Origin of the sequence: Pseudoalteromonas umbrosa (genome assembly GCF_030125375.1) — a bacterium.
In the GTDB taxonomy this organism is placed as follows: domain Bacteria; phylum Pseudomonadota; class Gammaproteobacteria; order Enterobacterales; family Alteromonadaceae; genus Pseudoalteromonas; species Pseudoalteromonas umbrosa.
In genome coordinates this window covers 1-21,194 of sequence record NZ_JASJUU010000005.1, presented here as the reverse complement: position 1 = coordinate 21,194, position 21,194 = coordinate 1, and the positions used below count along the sequence as shown (strand labels likewise).

The window sequence follows — 21,194 nt, the reverse complement described above, 5'->3', positions numbered from 1 at the left end:
TGTCATATCTTGTACCGATTTAATTTTAAGTTTCACATTTGCACGCTTGTTGAATCGGAGTCGAAACGGTACACTGAGGCGTTCAATAGAATAAGAAAAAGTCTCATTAAAGAATTTTTATATGGAATTACAGATACAACAGTTACAGAAAATATTACAAGGCTTACCCCACGCTAAGCTCAGTCGTGCAGTGGTGTTTTTAGCTGTTGTATATATTGCTTTCCTACTGTCTCAGCTCTTTTGGCTACTTTTTCCAAAACCTGAAGCAGCATCGATTAACCTCGCGCCCAATCAAACTCAAAATAGCACTCAGACAGTGAGCAGTGCCTCTATTTTAGCTCAACACATTTTTGGTAAAGCAAATGAAAAGCCTAAAGATGCGGATAAGCCTAAACCTGTTATTTCTAATGCACCTGAAACGCGTTTGAATGTGAAGCTAACAGGTATCGTTGCAGTAAGTAAAAATGACAGTGCTGGTCTTGCAATTATCGACTCGCAAGGAAGGCAAGAAACTTATTTAGTACAAGATGTAATTAAAGGTACGCGTGCAAAGCTAGCGCAAGTGCTCCCTGATCGCGTGATATTGGATGTCAGTGGCCGATTTGAGACGTTAATGCTTGATGGGCTCGACTTTACGCAGCAAGTTGCCATGCCTACCGCACCAAAGAGAAGCGCAGCACCCAAGGATAGTCGCATAAGTGAACAAACGCGCTCAGAACTGGCACAGCGTCGTCAAGAGCTTTTGAATGAACCCGGCAAATTGTTCGACTATATTAGAATTTCACCAGAGCGTCGCAATGGTCAACTAGTTGGCTATCGTTTGCGTCCTGGAAAAGATCCTGAACTTTTCAAAAAGATGGGTCTCAAAAATAACGATCTGGCCATTGCGATAAATGGTTACCAACTCACGGATATGAAACAGGCTATGACGGCTATGAACGAGCTCAGAGAGAGCACCGATGCCAACATAACTATCGAACGCGATGGCCGCACTTTAGATGTGCAATTCAGCCTGTAAAAGACACTAATTTTGGAGTTTAAGAATAATGGGTAGAAAGCTACACCTCACAAGAATCAGAAAAGGGTTAGCTAAGTATGCAGCTCTGTTGTTTGCGGCTGGATTGTCATTGTCAGTGTCTGCGGTTGAGTATGCGGCCAACTTTAAGGGAACTGATATCAATGAGTTTATTCTCATTGTGGGTAAGACTCTTAACAAAACAATCATCATAGATCCAAATGTACGCGGCAACATTAATGTACGTAGCTTCGAATTAATGGATGAAGAACTATATTATCAGTTCTTTTTAAGTGTTTTAGAAGTATATGGCTATTCAGTAGTTGAAATGCCGAATGGCATTATGAAAGTTGTACGTAGTTCCGATGCGAAAAAAGCGAACGTACCACTTGTAAATGATAATAGTGAAGGCGACGGTGACGTGATGATCACGCGTGTCGTTGAAGTGAAAAACGTATCGGTACAAGAATTAGGCCCTCTTATTCGTCAATTCAGTGACCAAAAAGATGGTGGTCATGTTACTAACTTCAACTCAGCTAACGTGATGATGTTGACAGGTCATGCTGCCTCGGTAAACCGCTTGGTAAATATCATTCAATCTGTTGACCAAGCAGGTGACCAGCGAGTTGACATTGTGAGATTAAAACATGCCACTGCCGACGATGTCGTTCAAGTTGTTGAAAAAATTTATAAAGATACGGGCAAAGGCCGTGTTCCTGAGTTTTTGATCCCAAAAATTGTTGCTGATGGCAGAACTAACAGCGTGGTTGTCAGTGGTGAAAGCCAAGCAAGAAATAAAGCAATTGAGTTGATCAAACGTCTTGATGACGAATTAGAAAATCAAGGTAATACACAAGTATTCTATCTTAATTACGCCAAAGCAGAAGAGCTAGTAAAAGTACTTCAGGGCGTGAGTAAAACGCTACAAGAAGAAGCTCAAGGCGCTGGTAAAACAACGCGTTCACGTAGTTCAAATCGCAATGAAACGAGTATTGAGGCGCATGATGATTCAAACTCATTAGTCATTACTGCACAGCCAGATACGATGCGCTCATTAGCAAACGTTATTGAAAAACTTGACGTACGTAGAGCTCAAGTCCTAGTAGAAGCAATCGTTGTAGAGGTTCTTGAAGGAGATGGTATTAACTTCGGCCTACAATGGATAACAGAGCAAGGTGGCATGTTGCAGTTCAACAATGGCACAACCGTACCTGTTGGTTCATTAGCTGTTGCGGCTGAGCAAGCGCGTGACAAAACAATCAAGCGTACTGTTCAAGCAGACCAAACTGCAGAGCTACGTGATTTTGAAGAAACAGTTGAAGGTGATTTAAATGCACTTGGCCAGTTACTTGGCGGTGTAAATGGTCTGGCAGCAGGTGTAGTCAAAAACGACTGGGGCGCAATTATTCAGGCGGTGTCTACCGATACTAACTCGAACATTCTAGCAACGCCATCTGTCACAACCATGGATAATGAAGAAGCTTCTATGATTGTGGGTCAAGAAGTACCGATTATTACAGGCTCAGCTGCTGGTGATAACAACTCTAATCCGTTCCAAACTGTTGATCGTCAAGAAGTAGGTATTAAGCTGAAAGTTACCCCTCAAATCAATGACGGTACTGCCGTACAATTGACGATTGAACAAGAAGTGTCAAGCGTAAGTGGCGCAACTTCAGTTGATATTGCAGTTAATAAGCGTGCCATTAATACGACGGTAATTGCAGATGATGGCGGCATGGTTATTCTGGGCGGTCTGATTGACGAAGATGTACAGGAGAGCGTTTCTAAGGTACCACTACTTGGGGATATTCCAATTCTTGGTCACCTATTCAAGTCAACAAATACCACCAAACGTAAGCGTAACTTATTGGTATTTATTCGCCCGACGATTGTACGTGACAGCCGCAGTATGAATGAGCTCAGTCACGCGAAGTACAAGTTCATCCGTAATGAGCAAATTAAAAAGCAGGAAGACGGCATTGACTTAATGCCATTTGAAGAGTCACCGGTGTTACCTGAATGGAATGATGCCATGATTTTGCCGCCGACGTATGAGCAGTACTTAGATCAGCAAAACGAGAAGAAAGATGACTGAAGCAAGTATGAGTGTTGTTGAGGCACCAATCGATACAGAAGCGGCCTCGGCCGCGACTGATGAGGTGTTCGAAGAACAGCAAGCTCAGTTGCGTTTGCCGTTCTCTTTTGCGCGCCGAGAAGGTGTACTGCTAAGTGATGACCCCAAAGGTCTAAAAGTATTTCACAAAGGGGATGTTTCGTTAGAAGCGCTGCTTGAAGTTCGACGTATTGCCGGCGGTGGTTTCAATATCGAGATCATCGATGAAGACAAATTTGAATTATTACTAGAGGCAGCCTACCAGCGAGATAGCTCAGAGACTCAGCAGATGATGGAAGACATCGGAAATGAGGTCGATTTGTTCTCACTTGCTGAGGAGATGCCTCAGACCGAGGACCTATTAGCCGCAGATGATGATGCACCAATCATTAAGTTGATTAATGCGATGCTCAGTGAAGCAATCAAAGAAGGTGCATCGGATATTCATATTGAGACATTTGAAGCAGATTTAGTTATCCGATTCCGTGTTGACGGCGTCCTAAAAGAGGTACTTAAACCAAATAGAAAGCTATCTTCGCTGCTGGTTTCTCGTATTAAGGTTATGGCTAAACTCGATATTGCGGAAAAGCGTGTTCCGCAAGATGGTCGTATTAGTTTAAGAATTGCTGGGCGTGCGGTTGATGTCCGTGTATCTACCATGCCATCAAGCTTTGGTGAGCGTGTTGTACTGCGTCTACTCGATAAGAATAATGCGAGATTAAACCTTGAAGATTTGGGAATGACAGAGCGTAATCGCGAGTTGTTCTCTGAAATCATCGCTAAACCGCATGGTATTATCCTAGTTACAGGCCCAACTGGTTCTGGTAAAAGTACCACCCTCTATGCGGGTATGACACAGATTAACTCTAAAGACCGTAACATTCTTACGGTTGAAGATCCGATTGAATATGAAATCCCGGGCATTGGCCAAACTCAAGTAAACCCTAAAGTAGACATGACATTTGCACGTGGACTTCGTGCAATTCTGCGTCAGGACCCGGATGTAGTCATGGTCGGTGAGATCCGAGACCTAGAAACTGGACAAATTGCAGTTCAAGCTTCATTAACGGGTCACTTAGTGATGTCAACACTGCACACGAATACAGCGTCTGGTGCTATTACGCGTATGGAAGATATGGGTGTCGAGCCATTCTTATTGTCTTCGTCGTTACTTGGGGTGTTATCTCAGCGTCTCGTCCGTACTTTATGTTCTAGCTGTAAAGAGCCGCATCTTGCAGACGACAGAGAATGTGAACTATTGGGTGTTGAAAAAGGTTCACAAACCACGATTTATCGTGCTGTTGGCTGTGAAGAATGTAATTTTAACGGCTACAAAGGCCGTACCGGTATTCATGAGTTACTTGTTGTTGATGAGCATATTCGTGAGCTTATTCATAATGGTAAGGGTGAACAGGCGGTTGAGAAGTACATCCGCCAATTTAGTCCTAGTATTCGCCAAGATGGGTGTTCACGTGTTCTAGCGGGGAAAACAACGCTGGAAGAAGTGATGCGAGTAACACGTGAGGAAGGATAATGGCGGCGTTTGAATATCGTGCCTTGGATGCAAAAGGCAAGGAAAAGAAAGGCATTTTAGAGGCCGATACTGCCAAACAAGTTAGGCAGATGCTGCGCGAAAAGGCAATGATGCCACTTGAAGTTGAGCCAGCAGCTGAAAAGGAAAAGTCTCAATCTACTGGCGGGTTCAGTTTATCGAGAGGGTATAAGCCTTCTGTCAGTGATATTGCATTGATAACACGCCAGCTTGCAACTTTGATACAGTCGTCATTACCTGTGGAAGCGGCAGTCATGGCCGTTGCTGAGCAGTGTGAAAAACCAAGATTGAAGCGCATGTTGATGGCTGTGCGTTCAAAAGTAGTAGAAGGTTACACACTGGCAGATGGTATGTCAGACTTCCCACATGTTTTTGATAATTTATATCGCTCTATGGTTGCTGCTGGTGAAAAATCAGGTCACCTTGACGAAGTATTGAACCGCTTAGCGGATTACACTGAGCAACGTCAGCATATGCGTAGTCAAATAACACAAGCCATGGTTTACCCAATAATTTTGGTCGTTTTTGCCATCGCGATTGTGACGGTGTTGTTAGGTACAGTTGTGCCTGAAATCTTAAAAACGTTTGAAAAGTCGAATCAAGTTTTACCTTGGACAACCGAATGGGTATTGGCAGCTAGTAACTTTGTACAAGATTTCTGGATGCAAGCAACTGTATCTCTAGGCATGTTAATTGTCGCTGTTCAGCAAACGTTAAAGCGCCCTAAAGCACGCTTTTGGTACGACACCAAATTACTGCAGTTACCGGGCATTGGTAAAATAAGTCGCGGTATTAACACTGCCCGATTTGCAAGAACGCTGAGTATTTTATCCTCAAGCGCAGTGCCGTTATTAGAAGGGATGAAAATTTCTGGTCAGGTACTAGAAAACGAGAAGATTAAGGCCGCTGTGGCAGAAGCCGCAACCCATGTTAGTGAAGGGGCGAGCCTCAAAGCAGCTTTACATCAAACAAAGCTATTTCCGCCAATGATGCTACATATGATTGCCAGTGGTGAAAAGTCTGGGGAGTTGGAGCAAATGTTAGAGCGTGCAGCCAACAACCAAGACAGGGAGTTTGAAAGTATGGTAAGTGTCTCACTTAAACTACTTGAACCGGCGATGATTGCCAGTATGGCATTAATTGTACTTTTCATCGTTATGGCGATACTCCAACCTATTATGGCAATGAACAAAGCAATTGGTTTGTAGTCAACATATTTAAAGATAAACACACTGGACTACACACACGTGTAGCCAATGCAACAGCATAGAGGTATAAATTGTGAAGAAACAGTCTGGTTTTTCATTACTAGAGGTAATGGTAGTACTGGTTATTATCGGTATGATTATGTCAATTGTGGCACCGAATATCATGGGTAACCAAGAACAAGCTGCTATTGATAAAGCTAATCTAGATATCACGCAAATTGAAAGCGCGATGAAAATATACAAGCTTCAAAACAAACGCTATCCAACAACAGAGCAAGGCTTAGAAGCGTTAGTTGAAAAAACAACGATTGATCCAGTGCCAAAGCGTTTCCCTGATGGCGGCTTCCTAAACGAACTTCCTCTTGACCCATGGGATAACCCTTATCAGTTAGTTAGCCCAGGTGAAATTGGTAAGATTGATATTTTCTCTATGGGTCCAGATGGTGAAGTCGGTACCGAGGATGATATCGGTAACTGGAGAGATGAAGAAGATCGCTAATGTCGTACCCTGTGAATTACTCAACTCAATTACCCAAAAAATCTCGAGGCTTTAGTCTTTTAGAGATCTTAGTGGTTATCCTGATCATTGGCTTTTCAATTAAAATCGTCACATTTACCGTTGGTGAAAGTGCTGAGGATTTATTAGAAAAGGAAGCATTAAAACTGCATGGCATTGTGAATATGGCATCAGAGTTTGCGGTGCTGAATCAGGTCGAGTTGGGTTTTCACTTGGATAAAAGTACCTTAGAGTTCTTGGTCTTCGACGGTGAGCAGTGGACCACTTTCGAAGCCGAAGAGCTTTACAAGCCAATAGAGTACGGCGAAGAGTATAAAATAGAACTGATTTTAGAAGACTTGTCTTGGTCACAAGATAATTTACTTGAGCAGTCGAATTGGCAGGAAATAATGGGCTCGGGTGATAATGATAATCTCCTTGAGCTTAAGAAGAAAAAGATCCCTCAAGTGCTTGTTTTATCATCAGGAGAAGTCAGTGCTTTTCAACTTTCTTTAGAATTGAGCGAAGAGCCTGAGCCTGTTTATTACGTTGAGGGTGAGTTTATGGCACCTGTGAAGTTGCGCAGGGAGCCTGCATATGACTAAGCAAAAAGGCTTTACACTACTTGAGGTGATGGTCGCAATGGGGATCTGTGCGGTTGCGGGGATCGCAGCTTTACAAGCGACAGGCGCCCATATCAATAATATGAGCATCATTGAACAACAAACTTATGCTTCTTGGGTTGCTGAAAACCAGATGGTCATGGCGCGTACCAAAGCCAGTGGCGGTAAATGGAATGGTAAAAACTCAGATAGTGGTGATGCAGAACTTGCTGGCCACAAGTGGTATTGGAGCCAAAAGGTAGAAAAGACTGCAGATGCTGAATTTGTGAAATTGACGATAGAAGTATTTGAAGATGAAGGCAGAGAAAACTCGGTTTATGACTTGACGACTTTTATGTATAAGGGCAAAAAGTGATGGCTTATACGAAGCGTAAACATGCCGGTTTTACACTCATTGAGGTCATGGTTGCACTGGTTATTTTAGCCTTTATTGTCACTGCGTCACATCAGATTTTAGACACATCTATTATGGCCAAAGAAGCTTCAGATGAGACCATCGCAGAGCTAGAAGGACTTCAAACAACTTTCCGATTGATGGATCAAGATTTCAATCAAATGACTAAACGAGAAGTGCGTAATGAAGCGGGAGATTTTAGCCCGACATACATTATTCATGGGCGCTATTCATTAGAAAGCCAATACGATGGTATCGCATTTATCCGTGATGGTTGGACAAACCCTGTTAGCTTATTACCTCGTTCAGAGCTTCAAGGTGTCGGTTATCGGGTAAAAGAGGATAAATTAGAGCGTATTTATCGCGTTTATATTGATGAACTCGATGGTACCGAGCCTCGTGTGCAAGTACTGCTAGATAAAGTAGAAGAGCTCAAATTTGAGTTTTTAGATGATAAGCAAAAATGGCAAGATAATTGGCAAATTAAAGCACTTCCACTTGCGGTTGCTGTGACCATTCAACGGCAAGATTCTGAGCCTCTAAGACGTATTTTTTTAACCCCAGGTGATGGCAAAGTACAGCAAGCTAAAGCGGCGCAAACCAATGGTAATAGTGTCAATAATGGATTAGATGATGGGCTTAATCGCGGCGACAATAATAATTCAGGCGGAAATACCAACCAGCGAGGGGGTAAGCCATGAAGAAACAACAAGGTGCAGCACTGATAATCGTGCTTTTTATCGTTGCGTTGGCAGCGAGCCTTGCGGCGGAGATGTCGTCATCTTTGATGGTTCAAGTGCAAAAAGTCGCGAACACGCAAACACATCAACAAGCAAAATGGTATAGCTACGGCACTGAAGAACTAGTGAAAAAAGTATTACTTGATAGTCGCAAAGACGATCCTGATAAGGTTCACTTAGGTCAGCCGTGGGCGATTGATGAGGTGCCTTATCCAGTTGATGACGGCACTTTAAGTGGCAAAGTTACGGATCTGCAAGCATGTTTAAATTTGAATGCTTTAAGGGCACCTAAAGATCAGAATGCCAGTACGAACGCTACCAACCCTGCACATAGAGCGCTGTTAGAGCTATTGAAAAATATTGAAGATTTGCCCGCGCAAGAAAGCGAAGAAGCGATGGCTGACAGTGTATATGACTGGCTCGATGAAGATAGCATTACATTTCGCTCAGGTGCAGAAGAAGACGAGTATATGTCTAGGCAGATGCCTTATATGACAGCAAATAACCTGATGGCATCTGAAAGCGAGTTAAGGGTGATTAAAGGGTTTAATCCGCTCGTTATGGAAAAATTATTGCCCTACGTATGCGTGATACCAGGCAGCACTGATTTAGCCATCAATGTAAACACAGTTTTGCCTGAGCAAGCGCTTTTACTAAGTGCATTGCTCGAGGGATTAAGCCTTTCAGGAGCAGAAGCCGTCATTGCAGCGCGCCCAGAAGAAGGATTTGATAACTTACAAGATTTCTTTACAGAAGCAAAAAATCAAGGTGCTCAGGATACTAAAAAAGCTGAGAAAATTTTCACAATAACAAGCAATTATTTTAAGTTGCGTGCTAAGGCATCGTTTGATGAGCGGTTGTTTAAAATGACTTCAATACTCGAAATAAAAGAGGGTCGAGCAACTGTGTTAGCACGTAAGTTTGGAGGCGTTCAGTGACAGAAAAATTATTGGTCCGTGTAGGCCAGTCACAGCAGGAACCTGTCAGCTGGTTAGTTTGGTCTGATTCGGATTCACAGATCATCGCCAGCGGTGAGTTAGAGCATAGTGGGTTACTTGGAGAGTTAACAGAGAAGGCATCAGGACGCAGTGTTGCGTTACTGTTACCAGCATCAAGTGTACAGCTTAAGAAAGTTGCATTGCCAACAAAGTGGAATCGTAAATTAGAACGTGCGCTGCCGTTTATGTTGGAAGAGCACGTTGCTAGTGACATCGATGACATCTTTATTGCGATTGGCGAGCCTTCAACCATTGAAGAAAAGCATTTTATCAACATTGCTATATGTGATTTGGCTTGGCTACAAGACTGGGTTACCGTTTGTAGTGATTTTGATATTGAGCCAAATGTCATTGTGCCTGATGCATTATTGTTACCTGATGCACAAGAGAATACGCTAAGTGCGATCCAGCTAAAGCAGCAGTGGTTATTTAAAGGCAATAGCTGGCATATCGGCGCGGTAGAGTTAGATTGGGTGAATGACTATTTAATGCTTACACCTGAATCTGAAATTGTCCATTATAGTCCAGCAGACACGCTATCAACGACCAAAGTTTTAAGCGCCAAAGAGGCTGAATACGATTTACCTTTGGCTATTTTTGCGCAGAGTTTAAATACAGCTCCCATTAACTTACGCCAAGGACCATTTGCAGCTAAGAAAAAGCAGCCGCAATGGTGGCGTGATTGGAAGGCGGGTGTCATAGCTGCTAGCGTCGCCTTACTAGCATTCGTATCGGTGAAGTCTGCTCAGTTATTCATGCTGCAGCAAGAAGCTGATGCGTATAAAGCGCAGGCGATGAGCGTGTATAAACAAGCGTTTCCAAACAAAGTAGTTCGTCCTCATTTATTACGTAAGCAAATTCAAAATGAATTGGATGCACTCAGTGGTGGTGAACAAGGTGGATTTTTAGAGCTGACTAATCATTTTGTGTCAATCTACTCACAAGTTAATGATTTTAGCCCTGAGACATTCAGATATGACCGTAAACGTAATGAGCTAAGAATTAGGGCGAAAGCAAAAGGGTTCCAAGTATTTAGCCAAGTTAAGTCTATCCTTGAACAACGTGGTATTGAAGTTCAGCAAGGAGCACTTAATAATGATGGTGATTACGTTATTGGTGAGATCAGAATCAGAGGTGCAGCATGAAGCAGCAAGTGATTAACTATTGGCAATCGCTAAAAGAGCAAGAGCAAAAACTATTAATAGTTGCAGGCTGTGTATTTGTGATTTTTGTACTGATAATGGGTGTAATTAAACCGCTTAACACGGGTGTAGATAAAGCACGTGCTGACCTGCAAAAGCAGCAAAATTTACATGCTTGGGTATCCAAAAGTGTGGCTGAACTCAAAGCCAGTGGTGCAGGTCAAGCTACTTCTCGTAATCAAAATTTAACTCAGTTAGTAAATCGTACTCGTGGCAGACATGGCATCCAGATCAGTAAGATGCAGCCAAGGGACAATACATTACGTATTAATATTGACAATGTAGAGTTTAATAAACTGGTTAGTTGGTTAGATGTGTTGACTAATCAACATGGTGTAAAAGTTGCCAATCTTGATTTAGGCGAAGAGCCACAACAAGGGTATGTACGCGTTAGTCGTTTGGTGTTAGAGAATTAAATATGAAAAATGCAGTTAGTGTAGTATTGGCTTTCTTATTTGCGTTTATCGTTTTTACGATTGTTAGTATTCCAGCACCAGTCGCTTTGCAATTGGTGAAGTCTCATATTCCAAAAGACGTTCGTTTGGGCGCTGTAACAGGATCTTTTTGGGAAGGCCAAATTAGTGGCGTTCAATATCAAAACCTGCGTTTTAATGATGTTAAGTGGCAATTAAATGGATGGGCCTTATTCACCGGTCAAGTTCAAGGGAAGCTGAATTTTGGTAATGCGCGTCGCTCAGATGAATTATCTGGTCGCAGTAACTTTGCGTTTTCATTATTTGATAACAGTGTTGAACTAGGCAAAACGACATTACGTTTTAGTGTTGAACAAGCGATGCGCCAAGTAAACCTGCCGCTACCAGTCGATGCAAAAGGCAGAGTTATTCTAGAGCTTGATGAATACAATAGTGGGCAGCCTTATTGTGAGAGTTTAAAAGGCGATATCAGCAGCCCTGAGATCCAGGTAAAAGGCATGTCAGGTTGGTTTAGCATTGGTGATTTAAGTGGGTTATTAAGCTGTAAATCAGGTGATATTGCCGTTGTAGTTGAGCCTGAAAACTTACTGGGTTTACGTGCTGATGCAACGTTGGCGGAGAATATGCAATTTAAGGTTGCTGGCAATATTAAACCTGATGCGTCATTGCCTAAAGAGGTTCATGATGCCGTTAAATTCTTGGGACGCCCTGACTCTCAAGGTCGATATCCAGTGAGTATGTAGTAATGATGGATTTTAGTTATCAGCCTGCACATGAGGCTTTACTTGTGAATTATCTGAGCCAGCGCGCTCAGACATACCCTGATGTACTAGAGCTTAAATCGTTAGAAGGTTTTTTGTTTGCAACTATATGCAGCCCAGATGGTGTTGAACCTGAAGCTTGGCTAAGTCATGTAACTGGTGCAGATGAACACGTGTCTGAGGATGTTGTTTTTGCATTTTTAGCGCTACACCATCATATTAGTGAGCAAGTTTTTTCAAACGGTTTTGCACTTCCTTTTGATTTGTCTTCCCTTTGGAGTGATAAGCAGTTATGGAGTACAGGATTTTTGCATGGTTGCCAAAGTTATTTGAATAAACTGAATCAAAGTGACAGTGTTACAGATGAGCTTAAGCAGGCACTTGTAACCAGTACAGAATTGTTGGGCTTTTTCAGCCTGCAGTTCGATCAGGTTGAGGTGTATTGTAAATCAATTGAAGTGGCAATTGAGACGTTCATTGAGCAACAATACCAGCTTGCCTCTGAAGTAGCACCAGCCTACGCTGAATTAATAGAGCAAGTTGCGCTGAGTAGTGGATTATACAACGAGTAATCTTATAGGATGTAGCTTGAGTTATTCAACTCAAGCTACATCTAGTTCTATATGAGTGCAGCCTTTTGCGCATTGCGCTGTTGCTTTCTCACCTTCTTTAACCGCGACATTTAAAAAGATTGCTTGGCCGCATGTTTGGCAAAGGACAGTTTGTCCCTTCGCCAACTTTTTGAGCAATGCTTTTTGTTCGTTAAACGAACGCGCTCGAAGTTTGTTAAATTGCGTTATGTCAATCATCAGAACTCAGCCTTTCTTATTGCTTTTGTCGTCACATCACAAATAGTTTGTAATTTTGGTCCGAAAAAGTACAAATTGAGTTCATGTTCTTGGCAAAAGCGTACGTGAAAAACTTTTACTTTTTCATCCGTTGCAAGCGCATCTTGCAGATATTCTTTTTCCGATGGTGTGAGGTCTATCTCGTTGGCAATTTCATGCCGTGCTTGTTTTGCAGCAAGGCTATACTGGGTTTTACTGGTTTCACCAAGTGTATCGACACCTTGTTGTAGCAGCTTATCTCTCGGCTCCTTGATCAAGGGGTGATCTATGGTAAACAACGCCAGTATAATGAGTACAAGTAACAGGTATTTTTTCATAAAGCTCGCAAATTTGATCTATTCGACTCAATCAAAGTCACAGTGTAATAAAATGCAAGAATCAAAAGCAAGCGAATTGCTCAGGAAATATTCGTAGTTTTTGTCACCGTCGTGCGATTTATGGCTACGCTAATAGCGAGCTGTTGCATATAATATCCTTAGTAAAAGTAAGGTCACTGTAGCGAGTAACCTGTCCAAAGCACTTAAGGAGCTTGTATGGACAATAAAATTAAAATCAAGAATATCCCTGTTGAGATTCAAAAGCCGGAGAACCTTCAGCCGGATAGATTTAACCCGCGTAATCGTATTTATGTACGCGCGGTGAAAGGTATGCATCAATTGCTGCGTCAGCGGATCGGCTTTTTAGGTATGCTTGCCTTTATGCTTTTGCCTTGGCTTAATTTTAATGGCCACCAAGCTGTACTGTTTGATTTGTTTGAACAGAAGTTCAATATTTTTGGCCTGACGTTATGGCCACAAGATTTGACGATTCTGGCATTTATTTTAATGATTGCGGCGTTTGCCCTTTTTTTAGTAACTACATTTTATGGCCGAGTTTGGTGTGGCTATACGTGTCCGCAAACAGTCTGGACATTTATTTTTATCTGGTTCGAAGAAAAATGCGAGGGGTCTGCAAATCAGCGGAAAAAGCTCGATCAGCGCCCTATGGACTTAGACAAGCTCTTTCGAAAAGGCGCAAAGCATGTTAGTTGGTTAGCCTTTTCGTTTTACACTGCGGTCACCTTTGTTGGCTACTTCACACCAATAAGAGCGCTGTTACCTGACCTGATGATGTTTTCAGCAAGTGCCTATGCGACTACAAGTGTTGTGGTATTTGCAGTGTGTACATATGGCAATGCGGGATGGATGCGGGAAATCATGTGCTTGCATATTTGTCCTTATTCGCGGTTTCAATCTGCCATGTTTGATAAAGACACTTTTACCGTGAGCTATGATAACAAACGAGGTGAAGGTAGGGGACCACGAGGCCGTAAACAAGACCCGAAAGAACTAGGTTTAGGCGATTGTATTGACTGCAAATTATGTGTTCAAGTTTGCCCAACAGGGATAGATATACGCAATGGATTACAATATGAGTGCATTAATTGTGGGGCTTGCATCGATGCGTGTGATGGTGTGATGGATAAAATGAACTATGCGCGTGGTTTAATTTCATATACAACTGAGCGTAATTTAGAACATGCAAAACGGGTAACACAGCCAGTACGCCCTAAATTAATTGGCTACGTGCTTATTTTATTAATCTTAAGCGGTGCTTTACTTGTTAATATTGCGATGAGAAAAACATTTGAGTTGGATATTATCCGCGATAGAAACCAATTATATCGAGTTAATTACGATGGTATGGTTGAGAATACCTATACCCTTAAATTGATAAACAAAGCGCAGACAATACAAACTTTTAATATTGCGGTGAGTGGTCTCGAGCATTTTGAGCTTTTGGGCAAGCAATCTGCTACTGTTTCCGCAGGGTCTACATTAGATATCCCCGTTTCTGTGGTAATGGACCCATATGACCTGACAAAGCCTGTGACTGAGTTTCATTTTGTACTATCGAGTGACTCAGCACCTGAGTCCCAAATTTCCCAGCCGACAAACTTCTTCAAAGGACGTTAAGCGTCTGTATTGGGGGATATACATTAAGTATATTCCCCAAGCAATAATATATTTTTGCTTCATAACATACTTGGCTTTATCCTATGGCGCTGTGGTCTAAAGGCTTTATTAGCCAATACCAACACTTTTCACATGATTAATGGACAGCAGCAATGAGCGACTTTAGCTATCAAAATCTCACACCAGATCTGATTCTCGATGCAATCGAAAGTATTGGTGTTTACCCAGAATCTGGACTTCTTCCTCTAAACAGCTATGAAAATCGCGTGTATCAGTTCCGTAGTGATGACGCCAAGCGCTATGTTGTAAAGTTTTATCGTCCGAACCGCTGGAGCGATGAACAGATTAAGGAAGAGCATGCATTTTCATTTGAACTTGCTGAGTCTGAAGTCCCTGTTGTGTCCCCTATTAAGCGAGATAATACCAGTTTATTTGAACACCAAGGGTACCGTTTTGCGTTATTCCCGAGTGTGGGTGGAAGACAGTTTGAGATGGATAATCTAGATCAACTTGAAGTCTTGGGGCGCTACATCGGACGGCTTCACAGCGTATCTAAAAAATATGACTTTAAACATCGCCCCAACGTCGATACTGACAGCTTTTTAAAACAAGCTAGCCAAGATATTTTGGCTAGCGAGTGTTTACCCCAAACCCTGCATTTGGCTTTTTCTACTGTTTTAGAGCAAGTTGTTAAAAAAACGGAAGAAAAATTCACAGTTAATGATACGATCAGATTGCATGGAGATTGCCATGCTGGCAATATTCTGTGGTCTCAAGAACAATTAATGATTGTAGACTTAGATGATTGTCGTCAGGGACCAGCTATCCAAGACCTATGGATGATGTTAAATGGCGACCGTCAAAACCAGGCATTGCAATTAGACACTTTACTCGGTGGTTATGAGGAGTTTAGTGACTTAGACATGACTCAATTACAACTAATTGAACCGCTGCGGGCAATGCGTATGATCCACTATATGGGGTGGTTGGCAAAACGTTGGCAAGATCCTGCATTTCCAAGGAACTTTTCTTGGTTTTCGACAGACAAATATTGGGAACAGCAGATCTTGGCATTAAAAGAACAATTGGCTGCGCTTGATGAGCCAGCTCTAACAATTTATCCATAAAATTTAAGAGAGAAAGTACATGTTGAAATCGATTAAAGTGGCCTTGCTGGCGCTATGTTTGCCAATTGCTGCAATGGCTGCTGAGTTTAAAGAAAGTGTGCATTATGAAACACTATCATTAGAGAAGAGTAAAACGCCACGAGTTGTGGAGTTCTTTTCATTTTATTGTCCTCATTGCTATACGTTTGAAGGTCCAGCTAGAGCGTTGCATGCTAGCCTGCCAATAACAGTTCCTTTTGAAAAGATCCATGTCAACTTCTTAGGTGGCTTACCGCCAGAGGCACAGCAATACCTAAGCTATGGTTATATTATTGCGCAGCAATTTGGTGTTGATTCGCAAGTGGTTGATCAAATTTTTAAGACGATCCATGAGCAAAATGGCCGCTTTGCTAGCATGAAAGACGTGCAAAAGTTACTAGAAGCACACGGTGTATCAGCTGAAAAGTTTGAATCGGCACTGGCAAGTATGCCTGTTATTGCAGCTGAAAAGGCAATGCAAGACGATCAGAAGCGATTCAGTGAAGCTGGCGCTCTAAGAGGTGTGCCTACATTTATCGTCAATGATAAATACCGTGTAATTACAAATTCTTTGAAAAGCCAAGCTGAATTCAACGAATTAGTTAAACACTTATTAGAAAAATAATGGTTGGAGAATAATATGTTGAAATCGATAAAAGCTGCGTTGTTAGCATTGATGTTACCTTTGGCTGCAAATGCTGCCACATACGAAGAGGGTAAACATTATGAAGTGATTGCAGAGCGCGGAACGAAAAAGCCTGAAGTGACAGAGTACTTTTCATTTTATTGCCCAGCGTGTAATAACTTTGAGGGGTTGATTGAAGAGTTTAAACCAAAATTAGACGACGGTGTTAAATTTAAAAAGAGCCATGTTGATTTTATTGGTAGTCGCGACCCTGAACATCAAAAAATGATTGCTACAGCACTAGCAACCGCTGAGGTTTTACCGCAGAAGAAGCAAATTGTGTCTGCTATGTTCAACCACATACACACAAAACGTGGCAAGTTCAATGAACTAGCAGACATCAAAGACGTATTTGTTGCACAAGGCGTTGATGGTGCTAAGTTTGATAAAATGTACAAGAGTTTCTCTGTGCGTACTAAAGCTTCGAAAATGGCAAGACAGCAAAAACAGCTGCAAGAAAAAGGCGCTTTATCAAGTGTGCCGACATTTATTGTTAGCGGTAAATATAAGTTAGTACTTGGCAGAGACTCAGGTATCACCAGCCCAGATGACATTGCGAAATTGATTAACTACTTAGCTAGCAAGTAAGTTTATAAAATAAATAAAAAACCCCGCAATTGCGGGGTTTTTTGATTTCGGGTTAGCAGTATTATTTACGCGTTAAAAATACTCCGGATTCAACATGGTGTGTATATGGAAACTGATCAAATATCGCAATGCGCTCGATTTTGTGAGTTTCACTTAAAATATCAAGGTCACGTTCTAATGTATCCGGGTTACAAGAAATATAAATGATATTGTCATAGTTACTGACTAATCGGCAGGTCAGTTCGTCCATACCTGCACGAGGTGGGTCAACTAATATTGTTTGGCAATTGTAAGACTGCAGATCAATACCATTGAGACGGGAGAAGCTACGTTTGCCTTGCATTGCATCAGTAAATTCTTCACTCGACATACGGATAATATCTAAATTTGAGACCTTATTGGCTGCAATATTATATTGTGCGGAATGTACAGACGATTTTGAAATTTCAGTGGCTAGAACACGATCAAAATGCTCTGCTAGTGCGATAGAGAAATTACCATTACCACAATAGAGCTCGAGCAAGTCATTTGAGAGCGGGCGCGCAATAGATTTAGCCCATGACAGCATTTTTTCATTCACTTTTGCATTAGGTTGAGTAAAGCTGTTTTCGACTTGTTGATAAGTATATTCTGTATCGTCCACAGTAAGCTTTTCCGTGACGAAATCATTACCAAAGACAACTTTTTGTTTTCTTGCTCTACCGATAAAGTCGATTTTATAAGTTTTCTGGAGTTCTGCTCTTAGTGCAGTCATCGCTTCTTGCCAACTATCATCAAGCTGCTTGTGATAAAGCAAACTTACTAAAATTTCACCGCTTAGCGTTGATAGATAGTCAATTTGAAATAACTTTCGTCTTAAAATTTCATTGTGACGAAGCTTTTCCATCATCACTTGCATCAGCTCGTTGACTAAAGGTGCGCCTGGGTCGAAATGGTCGACACGTATTTTTTCTTTACTTTGTTGGTCAAACATAATGTGATACAAATCTTCGCCATCGTGCCATACGCGAAATTCACAGCGCTGTCTGTAATGGCTGGTTTCAGAGTCATAAACTTCTAATTCAGGGGCATTAAAGCGAGCGAATTGCGCACTAATACGCTGTTGTTTTTCTGCAAGCTGCTGTTCGTATTGCGAAGCATCGATTGTGATCACGGCCATGCTGAGGCTACCTTTGTATATTGCAAGGAGGCGCTATTTTAGGGGGCGAGGAACATTTGTCCAGTGCTTAGGGCTAAAATTGCAGTTTTATTGTACAAATCACCTTTAGCTTTGTCACATATGGCCGATAATTAACTGATAGGGTATAGCGGAGAGCAATCATGAAAATCGGACAGTTGAATCAGCTGTTAAACCCAGCAATGCAGCATAATGCAGCAAAAGCAAAGCCAAACATTCCTAATATTTCAATAAACCCCGATGTTTATCAGGGGAATAAGTCTCAGGTTGCTGCGAAAGTGCTCGATGATAAGTTGGCTCAGGCACTGGGAATTGAAAAAAAAGAAGAATCCGAAAAGCCTTTTTTTGATTACGAAGAAATTGTTAAGAATGTACTTGGCTTTGTGCAGGGAGCCATCAATAAAGCAAAAGCGGATGGTCAGGATGATGACACCTTAAAGAGCATGTTAGAACAAGCTCGCAAAGGCGTGCAAACAGGTATTGATGAAGCAACGGGTGAGCTAAAAGATTCAGGGCTATTTGATGATGAAATCTCTGAGGGCATAGAAAAGTCCAAAGAAGGGATTTTTAGTGGTTTAGATGAGTTTGAAAAAGAGCTGTTTAACCCTACTCCTCAGCATTTGTCTGTCAGTGCAGCGCAATTTGCCAGTCTTTCGAATAAAGCTGAGTATGCTTTTACTACGGCCGAAGGTGACGAAGTCGTTATTTCGTTCAGTGATGCTTACAGTCAGTCTCGTGGTGCCAGTTACGAGCGCGATGGTGATAATGTCGGTTTCGCATATGGAGAGAGCAGTTCTCAAGAAGTGAGCTTTTCTATCAGTGTGAATGGTGAGCTTAATGAAGAAGAGCAAGAAGCCATTAATGCAATGATGGAAGATATTCGTGATGTAAGTGACTCATTTTTTGCCGGTGAATACGATGATGCCTTTGAGCTAGCTAAAGGGCTGAGTCTAAATAGTGAGCAAATTGCTAACTTTACGATGGACTTAAGGCAAAGTAAAACGTCGGCAGCGATTGCACAATATCAGCAAAGCAATCCGATGAAGGAATTAGAGCAAGCATTTGCACCATTAGATAAGCGACTGGAAGGGTTGAATAGTGACGCTGAATCACTGGGTCTACAAGCGCAGCTGCCTGATATCATGGCATGGATGAATGAAGGTCAACAAAGGCTTAACCAGTTCTTAGATTATGCACAAAGTTATTTCAGTGCTTTGAATAGCAAAGAAGAGACACAAAATAGCTAAGTTGTTTTAGTGTTTATTTTCGCTCTTTAGCATGGCAAACTTCGGGTCTTGAACGCGGGGGATTGAAGTTTGCCACATATTTTAGTTTTTGATTCAGGGATCGGTGGGACAAGTGTTCTATCACATCTCAAAAAAAGATTACCGTACGCCCGCTATAGCTACGTGATGGATAATGCATTGCTGCCTTATGGGCTGCAATCCCAAGAAACCATTAAATCTAGATTGAGATCGTTATTGTCTTGGCTTGATATTACAAATAAGTCTGTTGATGTGATCGTGATTGCATGTAATACAGCTTCTACTTATGCCTTGGAGACTGCGCGACAATACACGGCTACGCCAATAGTTGGGGTAGTGCCTGCGATAAAACCTGCAGCAAATTCGAGTAAAAGGAAGCACATCGGCTTGTTAGCGACTCCTGCAACTTCAAAGAATACTTATACCGCGAATCTAATTTCAAATTTTGCGAGTGATTGTCAGGTTGATATTTATCACACCACTGAGTTGGTAGCAATTGCAGAACATTTTCATTGGCATAAATCTCTCAAACAAGATCAGTTAAAGACTGAGTTGGATAGGCTAAATATAAATACAGGTATAGATAAGCTTGTATTAGGGTGCACACACTTCCCCATTATTAAAAATGCTTTAAGAGCACAATTACACACAGAAGTAGATTTAATTGATTCGGGTTATGCTATAGCGAAGAGAGTAGAGTATTTGTTAACTCAACAGGAGTGTACGCATGGGGGGGAAAATATAAATGGAGTAAAAGAAAAGCTGCTGGCGTCAAATCCAAATGACTTGACGCATTGGTATGCGACCTGCACAGCAGCTATTAAGCACTGTATAAATATAGAATTGATTAAGCTATAGAGTTAGGCTCTGACTCTTCTTGCTTTTGCTTAGCTTCTCTAACTTTTAAAGTGCGTTGTTGAAACTCCATTTCATTAAGTTCTTTAATTGCTTTGTTAGCATCACCCTCCGGCATCTCAACAAAACCAAAACCTCTCCTCTTTCCTGTATTTTTATCCTTTAATAAACGCACAGAAAATACTTGGCCTTTTTCTTCAAACAATTCTCTGACTGCTTGTTCGTTTGCACGATAAGGCAAATTACCAACATAAAGTGTTTTTGTAGGTATAGTGCTAGCGTTGTCTGGCTGCGCAATAGTTGTTTTATTAATTGTTATTGCTACCAGACCACCTATTACAATACCAAGTGCAAATAGTACCGCGGAGTCGATTTGGCTATTTGCTAATAAAAACGTAACCATCACATACCCCAAAATTGCAAGTATAAGAATAGTAACGAGTGTTTTACGACCTGAAGAATTCATAACGATCTACCAATAAACAGTGAATACACATTAATTTAACAAAGAAAGGTTGCTATCTTAACGACTTAATTAAACATCGCAATAATAAAATATAGATGTTGTGAAAAATTATGCTTCTTTATTGAACTTAACGTTGCTAAAAGTGTGGTTTTGCTGGGTTTTTGAGCGTTTGTGCGTTTTTTTTAAAATTTAATAAAAAAGCCCTTGCGCTAATCTCAAATCTCCCTATAATGCGCACCCACTGACACGGAGCAACACGCACAAAAGCAAGCAGCAAAGTGAAGGTTAAAGCCAAACTGAAAGCTTAATTGAAAATAAATTAAATTTTCTAGTTGACTTTAAAAGTGAAGCGGTTAATATGGCGCTCCACTTCGCAGCAACGCTGCGGTAGCTAACCAAGGGTTAGTTATACTGTTCTTTAAAAATATGAAGCAATCATCTGTGTGGGCACTCGTACAGATTGAGTTCTAACAAAATATTTAGAGTCTCAATTTCTTGTGAGTGACTATATAGTCAATTTATACAGAATTCATTGAGCACGAATCTTCGGATTCAAAAAACTTTTAATTGAAGAGTTTGATCATGGCTCAGATTGAACGCTGGCGGCAGGCCTAACACATGCAAGTCGAGCGGTAACATTTCTAGCTTGCTAGAAGATGACGAGCGGCGGACGG

At 41.5% G+C, this 21,194-nt stretch carries 23 protein-coding genes and 1 rRNA gene; 20 read left to right on the top strand and 4 right to left on the bottom strand.

Annotated elements, in window-relative coordinates:
- Positions 1-121 precede the first annotated feature (121 nt).
- The 13 genes from gspC to QNM16_RS17205 all read left to right on the top strand — a co-directional run bounded on the left by gspC (position 122) and on the right by QNM16_RS17205 (position 12,108).
- Positions 122-1,018, top strand: a complete 897-nt coding sequence (gene gspC / locus QNM16_RS17265; RefSeq protein WP_284021660.1) for a type II secretion system protein GspC — start codon at positions 122-124, stop codon at positions 1,016-1,018.
- Positions 1,019-1,046: 28 nt separating this feature from the next.
- Positions 1,047-3,110: a type II secretion system secretin GspD gene (gene gspD, locus QNM16_RS17260; protein WP_284021659.1), complete on the top strand. Its 2,064-nt coding sequence runs from the start codon at positions 1,047-1,049 to the stop codon at positions 3,108-3,110.
- On the top strand, positions 3,103-4,662 hold the full coding sequence (gspE, locus tag QNM16_RS17255) for a type II secretion system ATPase GspE (protein WP_284021658.1): 1,560 nt from the start codon (positions 3,103-3,105) through the stop codon (positions 4,660-4,662). The genes gspD and gspE overlap by 8 nt, the downstream gene beginning before the upstream one ends.
- Positions 4,662-5,888: a type II secretion system inner membrane protein GspF gene (gene gspF / locus QNM16_RS17250; protein WP_284021657.1), complete on the top strand. Its 1,227-nt coding sequence runs from the start codon at positions 4,662-4,664 to the stop codon at positions 5,886-5,888. Before gspE ends, gspF begins: the two co-directional genes overlap by 1 nt.
- Positions 5,889-5,961: 73 nt before the next feature.
- Entirely contained in the window at positions 5,962-6,387 is a 426-nt protein-coding gene (gene gspG / locus QNM16_RS17245; RefSeq protein WP_063359140.1) for a type II secretion system major pseudopilin GspG, read from the top strand.
- Positions 6,387-6,989, top strand: coding sequence for a type II secretion system protein (locus QNM16_RS17240; RefSeq protein ID WP_284021656.1), 603 nt, complete (start codon positions 6,387-6,389; stop codon positions 6,987-6,989). The genes gspG and QNM16_RS17240 overlap by 1 nt, the downstream gene beginning before the upstream one ends.
- Entirely contained in the window at positions 6,982-7,362 is a 381-nt protein-coding gene (gene gspI / locus QNM16_RS17235) for a type II secretion system minor pseudopilin GspI (RefSeq protein ID WP_284021655.1), read from the top strand. Before QNM16_RS17240 ends, gspI begins: the two co-directional genes overlap by 8 nt.
- Complete coding sequence (gspJ, locus tag QNM16_RS17230) at positions 7,362-8,102, top strand: type II secretion system minor pseudopilin GspJ (protein ID WP_284021654.1); 741 nt, start codon at positions 7,362-7,364, stop codon at positions 8,100-8,102. Before gspI ends, gspJ begins: the two co-directional genes overlap by 1 nt.
- Positions 8,099-9,079 carry a type II secretion system minor pseudopilin GspK gene (gene gspK / locus QNM16_RS17225; RefSeq protein ID WP_284021653.1) on the top strand — a complete coding sequence of 327 codons (981 nt, stop codon included), beginning with the start codon at positions 8,099-8,101 and terminating at the stop codon, positions 9,077-9,079. The genes gspJ and gspK overlap by 4 nt, the downstream gene beginning before the upstream one ends.
- Positions 9,076-10,284, top strand: a complete 1,209-nt coding sequence (gene gspL, locus QNM16_RS17220; RefSeq protein ID WP_284021652.1) for a type II secretion system protein GspL — start codon at positions 9,076-9,078, stop codon at positions 10,282-10,284. The genes gspK and gspL overlap by 4 nt, the downstream gene beginning before the upstream one ends.
- Positions 10,281-10,757, top strand: coding sequence for a type II secretion system protein M (locus QNM16_RS17215; RefSeq protein ID WP_284021651.1), 477 nt, complete (start codon positions 10,281-10,283; stop codon positions 10,755-10,757). Before gspL ends, QNM16_RS17215 begins: the two co-directional genes overlap by 4 nt.
- Before the next feature lie 2 nt (positions 10,758-10,759).
- On the top strand, positions 10,760-11,518 hold the full coding sequence (locus QNM16_RS17210) for a type II secretion system protein N (RefSeq protein WP_284021650.1): 759 nt from the start codon (positions 10,760-10,762) through the stop codon (positions 11,516-11,518).
- A gap of 2 nt (positions 11,519-11,520) precedes the next feature.
- A complete protein-coding gene (locus QNM16_RS17205) occupies positions 11,521-12,108 on the top strand; it encodes a UPF0149 family protein (protein WP_284021649.1) in 588 nt (195 codons plus the stop codon).
- Between the two features lie 30 nt (positions 12,109-12,138).
- Here the strand turns inward: QNM16_RS17205 and QNM16_RS17200 are convergent, their stop codons facing one another.
- Positions 12,139-12,345, bottom strand: a complete 207-nt coding sequence (locus QNM16_RS17200) for a hypothetical protein (RefSeq protein WP_336620310.1) — start codon at positions 12,343-12,345, stop codon at positions 12,139-12,141.
- Positions 12,345-12,701 carry a hypothetical protein gene (locus QNM16_RS17195; RefSeq protein ID WP_284021648.1) on the bottom strand — a complete coding sequence of 119 codons (357 nt, stop codon included), beginning with the start codon at positions 12,699-12,701 and terminating at the stop codon, positions 12,345-12,347. The genes QNM16_RS17200 and QNM16_RS17195 overlap by 1 nt, the downstream gene beginning before the upstream one ends.
- Positions 12,702-12,917: 216 nt before the next feature.
- Between QNM16_RS17195 and ccoG the strand changes: the two genes are divergently transcribed.
- The 4 genes from ccoG to QNM16_RS17175 all read left to right on the top strand — a co-directional run bounded on the left by ccoG (position 12,918) and on the right by QNM16_RS17175 (position 16,757).
- Positions 12,918-14,339 (top strand): cytochrome c oxidase accessory protein CcoG, encoded by a 1,422-nt coding sequence (gene ccoG / locus QNM16_RS17190; protein ID WP_284021647.1) that lies wholly within the window; start codon positions 12,918-12,920, stop codon positions 14,337-14,339.
- Positions 14,340-14,491: 152 nt separating this feature from the next.
- Positions 14,492-15,466: a serine/threonine protein kinase gene (locus QNM16_RS17185; protein ID WP_284021646.1), complete on the top strand. Its 975-nt coding sequence runs from the start codon at positions 14,492-14,494 to the stop codon at positions 15,464-15,466.
- A gap of 19 nt (positions 15,467-15,485) precedes the next feature.
- Positions 15,486-16,109 carry a thiol:disulfide interchange protein DsbA/DsbL gene (locus QNM16_RS17180; RefSeq protein WP_284021645.1) on the top strand — a complete coding sequence of 208 codons (624 nt, stop codon included), beginning with the start codon at positions 15,486-15,488 and terminating at the stop codon, positions 16,107-16,109.
- A 15-nt stretch (positions 16,110-16,124) separates the two neighbouring features.
- Complete coding sequence (locus QNM16_RS17175) at positions 16,125-16,757, top strand: thiol:disulfide interchange protein DsbA/DsbL (protein WP_284021644.1); 633 nt, start codon at positions 16,125-16,127, stop codon at positions 16,755-16,757.
- A 61-nt stretch (positions 16,758-16,818) separates the two neighbouring features.
- Here the strand turns inward: QNM16_RS17175 and trmA are convergent, their stop codons facing one another.
- Positions 16,819-17,916: a tRNA (uridine(54)-C5)-methyltransferase TrmA gene (gene trmA, locus QNM16_RS17170; protein ID WP_284021643.1), complete on the bottom strand. Its 1,098-nt coding sequence runs from the start codon at positions 17,914-17,916 to the stop codon at positions 16,819-16,821.
- Between the two features lie 161 nt (positions 17,917-18,077).
- Here trmA and QNM16_RS17165 point away from each other — a divergent pair, with 161 nt between their 5' ends.
- Complete coding sequence (locus tag QNM16_RS17165) at positions 18,078-19,181, top strand: DUF5610 domain-containing protein (protein ID WP_284021642.1); 1,104 nt, start codon at positions 18,078-18,080, stop codon at positions 19,179-19,181.
- A gap of 69 nt (positions 19,182-19,250) precedes the next feature.
- Complete coding sequence (gene murI, locus QNM16_RS17160) at positions 19,251-20,057, top strand: glutamate racemase (RefSeq protein ID WP_284021641.1); 807 nt, start codon at positions 19,251-19,253, stop codon at positions 20,055-20,057.
- Here the strand turns inward: murI and QNM16_RS17155 are convergent.
- Entirely contained in the window at positions 20,047-20,520 is a 474-nt protein-coding gene (locus tag QNM16_RS17155) for an RNA recognition motif domain-containing protein (protein WP_284021640.1), read from the bottom strand. The genes murI and QNM16_RS17155 overlap by 11 nt on opposite strands.
- 564 nt (positions 20,521-21,084) lie before the next feature.
- Between QNM16_RS17155 and QNM16_RS17150 the strand changes: the two genes are divergently transcribed.
- A 16S ribosomal RNA gene (locus QNM16_RS17150) occupies positions 21,085-21,194 on the top strand; the annotation flags it as partial.